Below are 14,783 nucleotides of genomic sequence, written 5' to 3'. Positions count from 1 at the left end.
TCCACAGTGGCGGACCGAACGACCACTAACCGAGGGCGTCGGCGATCGGCATGAACTTCATCGTCGTCTCGGCGACCTCGCGGCCGGCCTCCGACTCGGCGACGATGCCCGCACCGGCGAAGGCGCGAATCGTCGCCGTCTCGCCAGCGGGGGCGCGGACCACCTGGGCGCACCGCAGCGCGATCGCCCACTCGCCGTCGCCGTCGGCACCGACCCACCCGACGGGGCCGGCGTAGCGGCCGCGGTCGAAGGGCTCGAGAGCGGCGATCAGGCGCAGAGCATCGGCCGTCGGCGTACCGGCAACGGCGGCGGTCGGGTGCAGCGCGTCGATCAGGTCGAGGCTGCTCGAGTCGCCCGTCAACTGGCCGGTGACATCGCTCGCCAGGTGCCAGAGGTTCGGCAGCTTGAGGGTGAACGGCGATTCTCCGGTGAGGATCCGAGACGCGTACCCGTCGAGCGACATCAGCAGGCTGCGGAGCGCGAACGCGTGCTCGTCGAGGTCTTTCTGCGAGGTCGCGAGGGCGAGGGCGGCGGCGGCGTCGGAGGCGGCGTCCGTTCCGCGGCCGGCGCTCCCGGCGAGAACTCGGGCGCTGAGCTCGCCCTTCTCGGAGCGGATGAGGGTCTCGGGGCTCGAACCGATGAGCCCGTCGACGGCGAACGTGTAGGTGTCGGGGTAGGCGAAGGCCAGATCGCGGGCGATGCGACGCAGGTCGGCGCCCTCGGGTAGCTCGGCGTCGAGCGGTCGCGCGAGAACGACCTTGCTCACCTCGCCGCGCCCGATCGCCTCGACCGCCCTCTCGACGGACGCGGCGTATTCGTCGGCCGAGAACGACGGCTCGTCGAGCTGCAGGTGCACCTCGTCGCCGAGCGAGAAGCGCTCGCCGAAGTCGGCGCCGTCGACCCGGGTCAGCCAGTCGACGCCGTCGCGCCGCCCGAGGACGATCTTCGGCACGATGAGCACGCTCACCGCCTCCGAGTCGTCGGAGAAGGCGAAGGATCCGAACCCCACGAGGCCCGATCCCGCCAGTGCTACCTCGTCGTCGACACTCGCCTCGGCGGCGAGCCGCCTCCACGCCTCGGCCGCGTCACGCATTCGTTCCGGCCCGGAGAACTCGAGCCGGACGGCCTCGCCGATTCCGGCGATCCCGTCGCCTCGCCGGATGAACAGCAGGGGGTCGCGGGGGTCGATGTGGGCCAGGAAAGGGGCGATGTCGTCGATGCGGGTTGTCGACACGTGGAGCTTCACTCCCTCATCGTAACGACGCTCCCTCGGGCCGCTCGCGGAGTTCCGTCCGGTCGACCTGGGCGTTCGTCGTGCATCGGCCGTACGCCACCTGCACTCGGCCCGGGTGCAGGCCCTGCCGGTAAGATCGCAGCCGTGACCAAGGCCGATATGAACAAGCAACCGCAGCAGGTTGCCTCCATGTTCGATGGGGTGGCTGCGCATTACGACGTGACCAACGACATCCTCTCCGCGGGCAACGCCGTGCTCTGGCGTATTGCCACCGTAAAGGCGATCGGTGCGGGTGCGGGCGAGAAGGTGCTCGACATCGCCGCCGGCACCGGCACGAGCTCTGCCGCGATCGCCAAATCCGGGGCCGAGGTCGTCGCTCTCGACTTCTCCGCGGGCATGGTCGAGGTCGGGCGCAAGCGTCAGCCGCACCTCGAGTTCATCGTCGGCGACGCTGAAGAGCTCCCCTTCGCCGACGAGACGTTCGATGCCGTGACGATCTCGTTCGGTCTTCGCAACGTCAACCGCCCCAAGACGGCGCTGGCCGAGATGTACCGCGTGCTCAAGCCGGGTGGCCGCCTGGTCATCTGCGAGTTCTCGACTCCGCCCCTCGCCGGTCTCCGTTTCGGCTACCAGGCGTACCTGCGGCATGTGCTGCCCGGCATCGCCAAAGTGACCTCCAGCAACTCGCCGGCCTACAGCTACCTCGCCGAGTCCATCGAGAAGTGGCCCGAGCAGCAGGTGCTGAGCCAGTGGCTTCGCGGCGCTGGCTTCACCCGGGTGGCGTACCGCAACCTCACGGCCGGCATCGTCGCCCTGCATCGCGGCCGCAAGCCTGCCTCCTCGACCCGTCGCCCGTCGTCGGCTCCCCAAGCCTGATCGACCGAAGGTGAATCCGTGAAACCCAGTGCACCGGCGGCCCGCCGCACCGCCGGCTTGAGCTCGTCGTTGGGCCTCGCCGAAAAACTCTTCTCTTCCGCGTCGGAGCGCCGTTTCGTCGCGGCGATCGACGCCGGTCTCGAGCGAGTCGAAGAGGGCCTCCTCGTCGAGATGGCCTTCGGCGACGATCTCGCCGACGTGACCAGCCGGTACCTGCTCGCTGCCGGCGGCAAACGTATTCGCCCGACGCTCGCCCTTCTCATCTCGCAGCTCGGCGACGGCGCCACCGACTCGGTCGTGTCGGCCGCGCAGGCCGTCGAGATCACCCACCTCGCGTCGCTGTACCACGACGACGTCATGGACGAGGCGACAATGCGCCGCGGAGTTCCGAGCGCTCAGTCTCGCTGGGGCAACAACGTGGCGATCCTCACCGGAGACCTGCTGTTCGCTCGCGCATCGACCATCGTCGCCGACCTCGGTGAAGAGGCCATACGGCTTCAGGCCCAGACCTTCGAACGCCTCTGTCTCGGTCAGCTCCACGAGACGATCGGCCCGCGCGTCGACGACGATCCCGTGGCCCACTACCTCGACGTACTCTCCGACAAGACCGGCTCGCTCATCTCGATGGCGGCGAAGGTCGGCGTCCTGTTCTCGAATGCTCCCCGCGAGTATCTCGGTCCGGTCTCCGACTTCGGCGAGAAGATCGGCGTCGCCTTCCAGCTCATCGACGACGTGATCGACCTGTCGCCGCAGGCGGAGACGACCGGCAAGCGCGCCGGCACAGACCTGCTCGCCGGCGTCGAGACACTGCCGCTCATGTACCTCCGCGTCGAGGCGCAGACCGACATCGACTCGTCGGCACTCCTCAGCGAGATCGAGGCGAACGTCAAGGCCACAACGGCCGGGGGCGCGGTCAGCGAAGCCGATCTCGCCGACACGGTCCGCCAGCTTCGCGAGCATGACGTCACCCGTCGCACGCACGACGAGGCGAAGCGCTGGGCCGACGAGGCGGTCGCCGCACTCGCTCCGCTGCCGGAGGGGCCCGTCAAAAAGGCCCTGACCCGGTTCGCCCAGCGCGTCGTGGAGCGGACCGCCTAAGCCGAGCCGTCGGATCCTCGTCTCCGAACGATCAGCGCCAGCGCTCACGCGCTTCAGCACGCACACCTTTTCACCACCACCGAAGGACTCAATTCGTGACGACCCTCCGTCTTGCCATCGTCGGAGCCGGCCCCGCCGGTATCTACGCCGCTGACATCATCCTGAAGGCCGAACGCCAGTTCGACGTGCAGATCGACCTGTTCGAGCAGCTGCCGGCCCCCTACGGTCTGGTGCGCTACGGCGTCGCCCCCGATCACCCGCGCATCAAGGGCATCATCAACGCGCTGCGCGACGTGCTGGACCGCGGCGACATCCGCATCTTCGGCAATGTGCGCTACGGCGTCGACATCAGCCTCGACGACCTCAAGAAGCACTACAACGCGGTGATCTTCTCCACCGGTGCGATCGCCGACGCCGACCTCGACATCCCCGGCATCGAGCTCGAGGGCAGCTACGGCGCCGCCGACTTCGTCTCGTGGTTCGACGGCCACCCCGACGTGCCGCGCACCTGGCCCCTCGACGCGCACTCCATCGGCGTCGTCGGCGTCGGCAACGTGGCCCTCGACGTCTCGCGCATGCTGGCAAAGCACGCCGACGACCTGCTGCCGACCGAGATCCCCGAGAACGTCTACGACGTGCTCAAGGCGTCTCCCGTCACCGACGTGCACATCTTCGGGCGTCGCGGCCCCGCGCAGGTGAAGTTCTCACCGCTCGAGCTCCGCGAGCTCGGTGAGCTGCGCGACGTCGACATGATCGTCTACGACGAAGACTTCGACTACGACGAGGCGTCCAAGACGGCGATCAAGACCAACAAACAGGTCTTCGTGATCGACAAGGTGCTGAACCAGTGGCGCCAGCGCGAGACCGGCAGTGCCTCGCGTCGCCTGCACCTGCACTTCTACGCCAAGCCCGTACGGGTCGAGGGCGCCGACGGCCGCGTGACCGGCTTCACCTACGAGCGCACCCGCCCCGACGGCGCCGGTGGCGTCGAGGGCACCGGAGAGATGCGCACCATTCCCATGCAGGCGATCTACCGTGCCGTCGGCTACTTCGGCTCACCACTCGACGGCATCCCGTTCGACGAGAAGCGCGGCGTGATCCCGAACCACGAGGGCCAGGTGCTCGACGACAACGACCAGCTCGTGCCCGGCGTCTACGCGACCGGCTGGATCAAGCGCGGCCCCATCGGGCTCATCGGCCACACCAAGAGCGATGCGATGGAGACCGTCGGCCACGTTCTCACCGACCAGGCGTCGTGGTGGACCCCGGCCGAGCCGTCGCTTGAGTCCGTCAACGAGCTGCTCGACTCCCGCGGAGTGAAGTACACCGACCTCGACGGATGGCACCGTCTCGACGAGCACGAGATGGCGCTGGGCGAACCCCAGGGCCGTGCGCGCGTCAAGGTCGTGCCCCGCGACGACATGATCCAGGTGTCGCGCGGCGAGTAGCCGTCGTGACGGGGCACGGACGATGACAGCGCAGGATCCGAACGCTCGCCCCGCGGTCATGCCCGCCGCCACTCGACCGACGTCCCGGCTCGTGGGCATCGACGCCGCTCGCGGCATCGCGCTCTTCGGCATGTTCGCCGCGCACCTCGTCTTCGTCGAGGAGCCCGTCGACTGGACAGAACCCACGACCTGGTGGTCGATCGTCGCCGGTCGGTCGTCGGTGCTGTTCGCCACGCTCGCCGGAGTCTCCCTGGCACTCGTGACCGGCCGGAGCCATCGCTTCACGGGTGCGGCGCTGTCGACGGCCCGGAAGCGGGTCGCGGTCCGCGGGATCCTGATCTTCGTGCTCGGGATCCTGCTGATGCTTTTCGAGACTCCGGTCGCGGTGATCCTCTCCACGTACGGGCTGCTCTTCGTCGTGCTGTTGCCGGCGCTCTCGTGGCCGCGTCGGGCGCTGCTGCTCGTCGCTGCCGGCCTGGCGCTGGTGGCGATGCCGATCTCGTTCGCTTCGCTCACTCCGCTCTATGAGACGGGGCCGATTCGGCAGCAGATCCTGCTGTACTACCCGCTCGCGACCTTCGCCGCCTACCTGCTCGTCGGCCTTGCCGTCGGGCGCTCCGATCTCTCGTCACCTCGCGTGCTCCGGCGACTGCTCGGCCTCGGCTCCGCCATGGCGCTGATCGCCTACAGCGTCGGTGAGGCGGTTCTGCCCGGCGGACGGCTGTACGAATCCGGCGGCGAGCTGCGACTTCGCGACTTCGTGTTTGCCAGTGAACCGCACTCGTCGACGCTCGTCGACATGGTCGGATCGGCCGGGGTCGCGCTCGCGGTGATCGGCGTGTGCGGTCTGCTCGCCCGGCTCCGGCTCGCATCGCCGGGGATGCTGCCGTTCCGGCTGCTCGCCCGGGTCGGAGCCCTGCCGCTCACGATCTACTCGGTGCACCTCGTGGTGATCGCGTTCCTCTTTCACAGCGGTTTTCTCGACACGCTCACACGCACCGGAGACACCGTGGTCTGGGTGGGCTTCGTCGGCGGCAGCGCCCTCGTGGCCACGCTGTGGGGCGGTCGCACCGGCCCGTTCGAGCGTGCCATCGGGGGCGTCGCTAAGCGCGTCGCGCCTGCTCCGCGTGAGGTGGCGGCCCGACAGTGGGCGCCTCCGGCGGGGCCGCCGGTGGTGTGAGCGGGGCCTAGTTCGCCTCAAGTGCCGCAGGGGAACTCGGCTGGGCCGGATCCTGGGGTTCGGCTTTTCGGTTGCTACCCGCGGACGCGCTCAGCGGAAGTTGACGAACTGCAGCGAGACGTCGAGGTCGGCCCCCTTGAGCAGAGCCATCGTCGCCTGAAGGTCGTCGCGGCTCTTGGAGGAGACGCGCAACTCGTCGCCCTGGATCTGGCTCTTGACGCCCTTCGGGGCCTCATCGCGAATGAGCTTGTTGATCTTCTTGGCGGCCTCCTGGTCGATGCCGTCTTTCATGGAGACCTCGATGCGGTACTCCTTGCCGCTCGCATAGGGATCGCCGGCGTCGATGCTCTTCAGCGAGATGCCGCGCTTGATCAGCTTGGACTCGTAGACCTCGAGGACGGCTTTGGCGCGCTCCTCGGTGTTGGCCTTGATGAGCACCTTCTCGCCGCTCGTCTCGATCGAGGCGCCGACGTTCTTGAAGTCGTAGCGCTGCTCGACCTCTTTGCGGGCCTGATTGAGGGCGTTGTCGGCCTCCATCGAGTCGACCTTGCTGACCACGTCGAAAGTACTGTCTGCCATGCCTGCCAGCCTAGCGAACCTCCGGTCGGCGGGTTCGGGGCCGGCTGGGCCTGCTGGGCCTGCCGGGTGCCGCCCTCGCTGCCAATTTGCGAGCGATCCGGCCCGACGCGCCGGGTCGGGCGTGGCTGACGGGCGCGATCACTCTCGGATTTGCAGTGGAGCCTGCACATGGGGGATCGCCGAGTGTCGCAGCAGCAGCCCCTGCACGAGTGCCTGCCACACTCGAGGCAAGTCGAAGAAGACCTGCTGGTAGGTGAACTCCATCACCACATAGCCGAGTCCGATGATGGTCGTGATTCGGGCTCTGTCTTTGTTGTACTGCTCCGTGCTGCCGTGGTGCTCTTTGCTGGTGCATTCCACGACAAGAAATCCCTCGACGACGAAGTCGACCCTGATCGTGCTCGTCAACCACACCTGACATTCGAAGCGAAGGCCCGCTTTTCTGAGTTCGTATCGGAGCGCCGATTCAGTGCCCGATTCCGCACGAGGATCCGCCCAGCCCACGAGGTACCGCAGTCGTCGGGGGAGCCTGGCCGCGATCTCGGCGAGCTGCGGCCGCTCTCCCGGGGGCAGTCGCAGCGCAGAGTCGATCGTCGCGAGGGCTGTTCGAGGGTCGCTGTGTCGAACGGCTTGAACGGCGACCGTTGCCGGCGAGGCGACCAGTCTTTCGTCCGTGGTGAGGTGGTGAGCGTCACGGAGAACGACGACAGCCGCATCGGCAAGGGGACGGTTGGCATCGTTGGGGTCTCGCAGTCGCTGCGCGTTCGGCATCACGCTGACCGTCAGGTCGAACTCGTGCGGAGTCCACAGGCCGTGGAGCGCTGCGGCAGAGGCGCCGGCCAGGACGCCCCCGACCCGAGACGCACGAACTACCTCGCGTGGGGCGAGTGCATCGGCGTATGTGCCGTTGCGAACCCGGATGAGCGCGCCCGATTCAACGGCGCGCCTCAGATCCTTCTGGCGCAGCCCGGCGCGGAGGAGTTCGGCACGGCGGGCGACATGATCGAGCCGCGACATGATCGCCGCGAGGTGTTCGTGCATGGGCCCAGACTGCTGAGTCGGCCAGCAGTGACGGGAGGCTCGGCGGCCTTCTGGGGAGAAAGCCGTCGTCCTCCGGGGTGTGAAGACGGGGATCACCGCGAATTTGCGAGCGATCCGCCGCGACGCGTCGGGTGCAGCAACGCCGAGGGCCGGGATCACTCTCAAATTGGCGACGACGGGGACAAGACCTCAGGCGACGAGGATCCCAGTGGTCGAGACCACCCCGAACGCCATGTATTGTAGGTGCGCGCCTTCGGTTGCCCGAGTGGCACGAGAAGCGCATCTGGCAAGTTACCCAAGCGGCCAAAGGGATCTGACTGTAAATCAGCCGGCGTAGCCTTCGGGGGTTCGAATCCCTCACTTGCCACGATCAGAACGACCACACCCCGCGAGCCCCCGTGCCGCGGGGTGTCGTCTTGTGGAGGACGCCATGACCAACGCCACCAGCCCGACCAACGCCGATCTGCTGAAGACGGCCCGGTCGATCGCACGGGAGGCCGGGGCGCTCGCCGCTCGGCGCCGTGCCGAGGGCGTCGAGGTGGCGGACAGCAAGTCGAGCGCCGTCGACATCGTCACCTACGCCGATCGCGAGGTCGAGGCGCTCATCAGGCGGCGTCTGGCGGCGGAGCGTCCGGGCGACGGTTTTCTGGGCGAAGAGAGCGGCGCCGAGCCGTCGAGCACCGGCCTCACCTGGATCGTCGACCCGATCGACGGCACCGTCAATTTTCTCTACGGCATTCCGATGTACGCGGTGAGCATCGCTGTGGTGTCGGGGGAGCCGGATCCTCGGCACTGGACCGCCCTGGCGGCGTGCGTCGTCAACCCGGTGCTCGACGAGGAGTACAGCGCCACCCGTGGCGGCGGTGCGGCGCTGAACGGCGTCCCGTTGCAGGTCGCGGGCCCGACCGATCTGTCGCAGTCGCTCGTTGGCACGGGCTTCTCGTACGATCCCGCCCGGCGCATCGAGCAGGCGACTCGCCTCGTTCCTCTGCTCGGGCGTGTGCGCGACATCCGACGAATCGGGGCGGCGTCGCTCGATCTCTGCGCGGTCGCCGTCGGGCGGCTCGACGCCTACATCGAGCGCGGACTCCAGCCCTGGGATCACGCTGCCGGAATCCTCATCGCCAAGGAGGCCGGTGCCTCGGTGCTGACCCCGGCCGGGGCTCCAGCGAGCCGCGACCTCACGGTCGTGTCGGCTCCGGGCATTCGGGCCGAGTTGGCGAGCGCTCTGGCCGACTGCGGTTTCTAGGGCGTGAGAGTCGAGCGGACGACCCCCAAGGATCCGCACCTCACTCGTGCACGCGCCAGCAGCCCCTCGGCGTGCCCAACCTGACAAATCACAGAATGTGAATATCAGCGCCTCGCCAAACCGTCGATCTCTCTGTATGGTGGTGAAGTCGTCGTCGAAGTGAGTGTGTCCGTTCCCGCTCAATCCGGTCGATTTGGTTTTACCTTGCCGGAGTCGACGTCACCGAACACCCGAAAACTACGCCGCCAATCGCCGCGCCAAGTTCGATGGTTTTTCCCCCCGAAATCCGTCTGAGTGAGACAGCGAGCGATGAAGGCACCGATCGAGTACGAGGAGAATCCACGCTGTGACGTCTCAGGGCCACGAAGCCAGTTCCTCGGCGACGCGACCCGTGACGGTCGACAACGAGGGTGGTGCTCTCACTCGACGCGAGCTGCGTGCCCGCGAGCGTGCCACCGGCTCGATGCCGGCCGTGACGCCTCTTCGCTCCGGCGCGGCCTCCGTCGAGTCTTCCGACGTCGTCACGGCCAGTGCACCTGCCGCTGCCGCAGCACCCGGCTCGCGCCGCGCGCTCCGAGAGGCACGTGAAGGGGCATCGTTCGTGCGGCCCTCGGCCGCCCAGCCCGTTCAGGCTCCGCTCGCAGAGGCACCCGTTCTCACGGTGTCGCCCGCCGCGGCCGATGAGGTGCCCGTCGTCCCCACCGTGATGCCGACGGCCCCCCAGCCCTCCGCTCCCACCCGCACGGCCCCCCGGGCTGCAGAGCCCCGTCTCGCGGCCCCACGCGCCTCTGTTCGTGCGACCGCTCGGGCTCGTCGTGCGGCAGCCGTGGCCGCGCCTGTCGTGGCACCCCGTCGCTCGCCGGCGCAGCTCCGAGGCCAGCGCACACGTCGCTTCGGAGTGCTCGGCGCGATGGTCTTCGTCGGCGCGACGATCGTCGCGACCTCGGTGCCGGCCAACGCCTACTTCGTCGATACCCCCGAGAACGTCGCTCTCAAGCTGACCGCGGCCGCTCAGTCGGGAACAACCGTCGGCGGAGTCGCTGCGACCGGCGGCCAGCAGTACGTCGCATCAGGAGCCGTCTCCGACGCTTCCGTCGGCCGCGACGGGTACTCGGTGACCAACCTCAACACGACCGTCTCGTCGGCAAACGCGGGTGCGTTCACCAACGACTCCACGGCTGCAGTCCAATGGCCGTTCGCGACCGGAGTGCCGATCTCGAGTGGCTTCGGCGCCCGTCAGGTCGCGAACTGCGGTTTCTGCTCCACATTCCACCAGGGTCTCGATTTCATCCCCGGCGAAGGAACCCCCATTCAGATCGTCGCCGACGGCGTTGTGTCGAAGGTCGAGCAGGGTGGCGGCGCCCTTGGCTACAACGTGTGGATCGAGCACACGATCAACGGCCAGCAGGTCACGAGCGTGTACGCGCACATGGTCGCCGGGTCGATCAAGGTGACGCAGGGCGAGACGGTCAAGGTCGGCCAGCAGGTCGGAAACGTGGGCTCGACCGGTAACAGCACCGGGGCCCACCTGCACTTCGAGATCCACCTCAACGGCGTTCCCGTCGACCCGTACCCGTGGCTCATGGCCAACGCCGGCGCCGCCTGAGCCGCTCTTGCCGGTGTGCCTGCGAGGCACTACCTACGTCTTACGGACAAAGCCACCTGCCGCGGCAGGTGGCTTTGTCCGTAAGGCGTCTCGCGGACCAACGCCGGCGACGCCGGCCCGCGTCGACTACGACACGCGCAACCACACCGTCGCGTCGGCCGGCAGCGCCGCACCCTCGAGCTCGACAGTCGCGAGGAGCTCGTCGGCGACGGGGAGCTCGACCGGTACCGTGCCGGTGTTCGCAATCACGGTGATCTGACCGTTGCGGAACGCGACCACGTCGGGGCCGTAACCCGACAACCACTCGACCGTGCCGGATCCTAAAGCGAATTCGTGACGCAGCGCCAGAGCCAGGCGGTAGAGCTCGAGGGTGGAGCCGGTGTCGCCCTCCTGAGCGTCTCGCGCGTAGGGCGCCCACGCCTCGGGCTGCGGCAGCCACGACTCGCCGGTGGTGTTGAACCCGAAGGCGGGCGATGCGGCCTCCCAGGGCAGCGGCACACGGCAGCCGTCGCGACCGTAGCGCTCGCCCGCAGTGCGGAACCACGTGGGATCCTGGCGGGCTTCGTCGGGCAGGTCGATCGCCTCGGGCAGCCCGAGCTCTTCGCCCTGGTAGATGTAGGCCGAGCCGGGGAGGGCGAGCATCACGGCAGTGGCGGCGCGAGCCCGTGCCAGGCCGACGGCGGTGTCGGGCAGGCCCGAACTCTTCGGCCCGATGCCTGCACCCTGGGCGTTGTCGGCGGTGAGCGCGAGCCGGGAGGCGTGGCGCACGACGTCATGGTTGGAGAGCACCCAGGTGCTGGGGGCGTCGACGCTGTCGAACACCTCGAGCGACGAGTCGATGACGCCCTTGATCGACGGTGCTGACCAGCCGCTCTCGAGGTACGAGAAGTTGAACGCCTGGTGCATCTCGTCGGGGCGAACCCAGTTGCTGAGCTTCGAGAGCGGCTCCACCCAAGCCTCGGCCACCAGGATCCGGTCGCCCGGGTAGGTCTCGAGAAGGGCGCGCCACGAGCGGTAGATGTCGTGCACTCCGTCTTGAGCCCAATACGGAGGCGTCTGGTCTTCGGCGAGGCCGCCGCCCATGCTGCCGGCGTCTTTCGGGGGCGTGTAGTCGGGAAGCCCGTCTTTCTTGATGAGACCGTGGGCGACGTCGATGCGGAACCCGTCGACACCGCGGTCGAGCCAGAACCGGAGCACGTCGAGGAACTGGTCGCGGACTTCGGGGTTCTCCCAGTCGAAGTCGGGCTGCGACGAGTCGAAGAGGTGGAGATACCACTGGCCGGGCGTGCCGTCTTTTTCGGTGACGCGGCTCCACGCGGCGCCGCCGAAGACCGACTGCCAGTTGTTCGGGGGAAGCTCGCCGTTCTCGCCCTGCCCGTCGCGGAACAGATAGCGGGCGCGCTCGGGGGAGCCGGGACCTGCCGCCAGCGCGCGCTGGAACCACTCGTGCGCGTCGGAGGAGTGGTTGGGGACGAGGTCGACGATCACTCGCAGGCCGAGCTCGGTAGCCCGGCGCCGGAGCGCGTCGAAGTCGTCGAGGGTGCCGAAGAGAGGGTCGACGTCGCAGTAGTCGGCGACGTCGTAACCGGCGTCTTTCTGCGGGGAGGTGAAGAACGGCGAGAGCCACACGGCATCGACGCCGAGGTCGGCCAACGCCGAGAGGCGCGAGGTGATGCCGGGGAGGTCGCCGATGCCGTCGCCGTTGCTATCGGCGAAGGAGCGCGGATAGACCTGGTAGATCACGGCCGTGCGCCACCACGCGGCCCCATCGAGTCGGGGGCCGTCGGTCTGGATGGTCTCGTCGAGAGGCATGACAGCCACGATACGACAGGTGCGCCGCTCTCAGCCGCACGAGTCCACAGGGGAGTACCGGGTCCGTTATGGTGGTGCGAACCGACCGGATTGGCTACCTCCTGGACTCCTTGCCCGACCTCTTCCCGCCCGACGCGACTCCCTTCCCGCTCGCGCTCGGAACAAACGTGTTCGGCTGGACGGTGGGTGCACCGACCGCCCTCGAGATCCTCGACGTCTATGCCGACGCCGGCGGACGGGTGCTCGATACGGCCGACGTCTATTCGGCCTGGCTCCCGGGCAACACGGGCGGCGAGTCGGAGGCGATCATCGGCCGGTGGCTCGCGCGCCCCGGAAACCGCGATCGCGTCATCGTCAGTACGAAGGTGGGTCAGCACCCCGACGCCCCGGGCCTCACTCGCACCAGCATTCGCAAGGCCGTCGAGGCCTCGCTGGGTCGGCTGCGCACCGACCGTATCGATCTCTACTTCGCGCACTACGACGATGACGAGACTCCGCTCGACGAGACGGTCGCCGCCTTCAGCGAGCTGGTCGACGAGGGCAAGATCCGCTACCCGGCCGTGTCGAACTACACCGGCGCGAGGCTCCGGCAGGCGCTCGCGATTGCCGACCGTGACGGCCTCCACCCCTTCGCGGCGGTCCAGCCGGCCTGGAATCTCGTTCGTCGCAACGAGTACGAGTCCGACATGTCGCCGCTCGTCGACCACTTCGGGCTCGCCGTGCTGCCCCATTCGACGCTCGCAAGCGGGTTCCTCACGGGCAAGTACCGCAGCCGCGACAACATCGGCGACTCGCCCCGCGGCAGTCGAGCGATGGGTCACCTCACGCCCGGTAACTTGCGGACCCTCGACGTCGTCACCGATATCGCATCGAGGCACGGGGTGACACCGGCCGCCGTGGCGATCCGCTGGGTGGTCCAGCAGCAGAACGTAGTCGGCGCCCTCGCCAGCGCTCGCTCGGTGATCCAGCTCGAGAACCTCCTGGGGGTGGCCCAGCTGACCCTCGACGACGCCGAGATGACCGAGCTGACGACCATCTCGCAGCACGCCGACGACTGAGAACGGCCTTGTCGGCTGCTTCGTCGAGGAGGAGCTCGACGCTGTGTACGTCTCGATCCGGGACGACCGGGATCCTCGGCTCTCGGAATTCCCGAGGCGAACGGGTGTTGCGTTAGAGAACATCCGATCAGAAGGAGTCACATGACCGACGCACCCCGCACCACTCTCGGGTCGAGCGACCTCAGCGTCTTCCCGCTCAATCTCGGCGGCAACGTCTTCGGCTGGACGGCCGACGAGGCGACGTCGTTCGAGATCCTCGACGCCTACGTCGCCGCCGGGGGCAACTTCATCGACACGGCCGACGTCTACTCGGCCTGGAAGCCGGGCAACTCGGGGGGCGAATCCGAGGTCATCATCGGCAAGTGGATGAAGGCGCGTGGCAACCGCGACGACATCGTCGTGGCCACCAAGGTGGGCATGCTCACTGGCCTCGAGGGCACCTCGCGCGAGATCGTCCGTCGCGCCGTCGATGACTCGCTCGAGCGCTTGGGCACCGACTACATCGACCTCTACTACGCCCACCGCGACTTCACCGACCGTCCCGTCGAAGAGGCCGTCGAGGCCCTCTCCGAGCAGGTCGAGCTCGGCAAGGTCCGCGCGATCGGCGCGTCGAACTTCTCGGGTCAGCGCCTCGAGCAGGCCCTGCGTTTCTCGGAGTCGGAGAACCTGCCGAAATACGCGGCGATCCAGAACCAGTACAGCCTCGTCGAACGCGACAAAGTCGAAGGATCCGACGGCGGCCCGACGGTCGCGGGCGTCGCGGCAGCGGAGAACGTCTCCGTGCTGCCCTATTCGTCGCTGGCCAGCGGGTTCCTCACCGGCAAGTACCGCGACGGAGTCGACGTCGACAGCCCCCGCGCCGGAGGCGCCAGCGCCTACCTCGACGAGCGGGGTCGGCGTGTGCTCGCCGAGCTCGATCGCATCTCGGAGTCGACCGGCGCATCGGTCGCCACCATCTCGCTGGCCTGGCTGATCGCGCAGCCTGCGGTGGCCGGCCCGATCGCATCGGCGCGCACCGTGGAGCAGCTGCCCGACCTCATCGCGGCGACGACGCTCGACCTCTCGGCCGACGATGTGGCCGCCCTCTCGGCCGCATCGGCCTAGGTCGCACCGCGTTCTGCCGAGATCGCAGTAGTGGTCGACTTCACCCGACCACTCCTGCGATCTCGGCGGCGCGTCACGTGTCACGAGGCGGCTCGAACTCCTGCTATTCTCGTGTGGTGCCATTCGCGGGCCGGTAACCGGGTCGAATCAGAGTGGTCACGCCCCCTTAGCTCATTGGTAGAGCACTTCCTTGGTAAGGAAGAGGTAGTGGGTCCGATTCCCACAGGGGGCTCCACCGAACGCGAGTCCGGTGACGGCCCTCAGGTCGGCAGTGCGGCGGGGTAGCTCAGGTGGTTAGAGCACACGGCTCATAATCGTGGTGTCGCGGGTTCGAGTCCCGCCCTCGCTACAAGCAACAAAGGTCTTGCCCTCTAGGGCGAGGCCTTTTTTGCATGTTGGGGGTTGAGGTCGTGAGACCTCGAAATCGACGCCTCGAGTGCCCGCAGAGTCGTCGAAGTTGAGGTCTCGGCCCGGCTCGGCGGGCCGAAAGCCTGGCGC

12 protein-coding genes and 3 tRNA genes are annotated in these 14,783 nt (G+C 68.1%); 11 read left to right on the top strand and 4 right to left on the bottom strand.

Annotation, left to right across the window (positions count from 1 at the left end):
* Positions 1-25 precede the first annotated feature (25 nt).
* Entirely contained in the window at positions 26-1,246 is a 1,221-nt protein-coding gene (locus tag ASF54_RS05670; RefSeq protein WP_055959665.1) for an isochorismate synthase, read from the bottom strand.
* A gap of 132 nt (positions 1,247-1,378) precedes the next feature.
* Here ASF54_RS05670 and ASF54_RS05665 point away from each other — a divergent pair, with 132 nt between their 5' ends.
* From ASF54_RS05665 to ASF54_RS05650, 4 genes are all read left to right on the top strand, one after another.
* Positions 1,379-2,110, top strand: a complete 732-nt coding sequence (locus tag ASF54_RS05665) for a demethylmenaquinone methyltransferase (protein ID WP_055959662.1) — start codon at positions 1,379-1,381, stop codon at positions 2,108-2,110.
* 18 nt (positions 2,111-2,128) lie between these two features.
* Positions 2,129-3,208: a polyprenyl synthetase family protein gene (locus ASF54_RS05660; RefSeq protein ID WP_055959660.1), complete on the top strand. Its 1,080-nt coding sequence runs from the start codon at positions 2,129-2,131 to the stop codon at positions 3,206-3,208.
* Positions 3,209-3,303: 95 nt separating this feature from the next.
* On the top strand, positions 3,304-4,656 hold the full coding sequence (locus ASF54_RS05655; protein ID WP_055959658.1) for a hypothetical protein: 1,353 nt from the start codon (positions 3,304-3,306) through the stop codon (positions 4,654-4,656).
* A 22-nt stretch (positions 4,657-4,678) separates the two neighbouring features.
* Entirely contained in the window at positions 4,679-5,836 is a 1,158-nt protein-coding gene (locus tag ASF54_RS05650) for a heparan-alpha-glucosaminide N-acetyltransferase domain-containing protein (RefSeq protein ID WP_084815974.1), read from the top strand.
* Between the two features lie 90 nt (positions 5,837-5,926).
* Here the strand turns inward: ASF54_RS05650 and ASF54_RS05645 are convergent, their stop codons facing one another.
* Together ASF54_RS05645 and ASF54_RS05640 are read right to left on the bottom strand one after the other, a co-directional pair.
* Positions 5,927-6,415: a YajQ family cyclic di-GMP-binding protein gene (locus tag ASF54_RS05645; protein WP_055959655.1), complete on the bottom strand. Its 489-nt coding sequence runs from the start codon at positions 6,413-6,415 to the stop codon at positions 5,927-5,929.
* 138 nt (positions 6,416-6,553) lie between these two features.
* Positions 6,554-7,456, bottom strand: coding sequence for a type IV toxin-antitoxin system AbiEi family antitoxin domain-containing protein (locus ASF54_RS05640; RefSeq protein ID WP_055959653.1), 903 nt, complete (start codon positions 7,454-7,456; stop codon positions 6,554-6,556).
* A 285-nt stretch (positions 7,457-7,741) separates the two neighbouring features.
* On the opposite strand from ASF54_RS05640, the gene ASF54_RS05635 reads away from it, so the two are divergent.
* From ASF54_RS05635 to ASF54_RS05625, 3 genes are all read left to right on the top strand, one after another.
* Positions 7,742-7,823: transfer RNA gene (locus ASF54_RS05635), tRNA-Tyr, on the top strand.
* Positions 7,824-7,886: 63 nt separating this feature from the next.
* Positions 7,887-8,705: an inositol monophosphatase family protein gene (locus ASF54_RS05630; protein ID WP_055959651.1), complete on the top strand. Its 819-nt coding sequence runs from the start codon at positions 7,887-7,889 to the stop codon at positions 8,703-8,705.
* 346 nt (positions 8,706-9,051) lie between these two features.
* Positions 9,052-10,311, top strand: coding sequence for a M23 family metallopeptidase (locus tag ASF54_RS05625; RefSeq protein WP_157510036.1), 1,260 nt, complete (start codon positions 9,052-9,054; stop codon positions 10,309-10,311).
* A gap of 126 nt (positions 10,312-10,437) precedes the next feature.
* On the opposite strand, the gene ASF54_RS05620 is transcribed toward ASF54_RS05625, so the two are convergent.
* Positions 10,438-12,123: a glycoside hydrolase family 13 protein gene (locus ASF54_RS05620; protein ID WP_055959646.1), complete on the bottom strand. Its 1,686-nt coding sequence runs from the start codon at positions 12,121-12,123 to the stop codon at positions 10,438-10,440.
* A gap of 68 nt (positions 12,124-12,191) precedes the next feature.
* On the opposite strand from ASF54_RS05620, the gene ASF54_RS05615 reads away from it, so the two are divergent.
* The 4 genes from ASF54_RS05615 to ASF54_RS05600 all read left to right on the top strand — a co-directional run bounded on the left by ASF54_RS05615 (position 12,192) and on the right by ASF54_RS05600 (position 14,634).
* Entirely contained in the window at positions 12,192-13,181 is a 990-nt protein-coding gene (locus ASF54_RS05615) for an aldo/keto reductase (protein ID WP_084815973.1), read from the top strand.
* A 141-nt stretch (positions 13,182-13,322) separates the two neighbouring features.
* On the top strand, positions 13,323-14,285 hold the full coding sequence (locus tag ASF54_RS05610; protein WP_055959644.1) for an aldo/keto reductase: 963 nt from the start codon (positions 13,323-13,325) through the stop codon (positions 14,283-14,285).
* Between the two features lie 160 nt (positions 14,286-14,445).
* A tRNA-Thr gene (locus tag ASF54_RS05605) sits at positions 14,446-14,520 on the top strand.
* A 40-nt stretch (positions 14,521-14,560) separates the two neighbouring features.
* A tRNA-Met gene (locus ASF54_RS05600) sits at positions 14,561-14,634 on the top strand.
* The last annotated feature ends 149 nt before the right edge of the window (positions 14,635-14,783 follow it).

Source organism: Frondihabitans sp. Leaf304 (assembly GCF_001423105.1).
In the GTDB taxonomy this organism is placed as follows: Bacteria; Actinomycetota; Actinomycetes; order Actinomycetales; family Microbacteriaceae; genus Frondihabitans.
The sequence above is the reverse complement of the archived record's forward strand: the minus strand, read 5'-3'. Positions and strand labels throughout refer to the sequence as shown.

Coding starts and splice junctions, on each gene's coding strand:
- ASF54_RS05620 (WP_055959646.1), bottom strand. CDS start 12,123: ATGCCTCTCGACGAGACCATCCAGACCGACGGCCCCCGACTCGATGGG.
- ASF54_RS05615 (WP_084815973.1), top strand. CDS start 12,192: ATGGTGGTGCGAACCGACCGGATTGGCTACCTCCTGGACTCCTTGCCC.
- ASF54_RS05645 (WP_055959655.1), bottom strand. CDS start 6,415: ATGGCAGACAGTACTTTCGACGTGGTCAGCAAGGTCGACTCGATGGAG.
- ASF54_RS05630 (WP_055959651.1), top strand. CDS start 7,887: ATGACCAACGCCACCAGCCCGACCAACGCCGATCTGCTGAAGACGGCC.
- ASF54_RS05640 (WP_055959653.1), bottom strand. CDS start 7,456: ATGCACGAACACCTCGCGGCGATCATGTCGCGGCTCGATCATGTCGCC.
- ASF54_RS05650 (WP_084815974.1), top strand. CDS start 4,679: ATGACAGCGCAGGATCCGAACGCTCGCCCCGCGGTCATGCCCGCCGCC.
- ASF54_RS05610 (WP_055959644.1), top strand. CDS start 13,323: ATGACCGACGCACCCCGCACCACTCTCGGGTCGAGCGACCTCAGCGTC.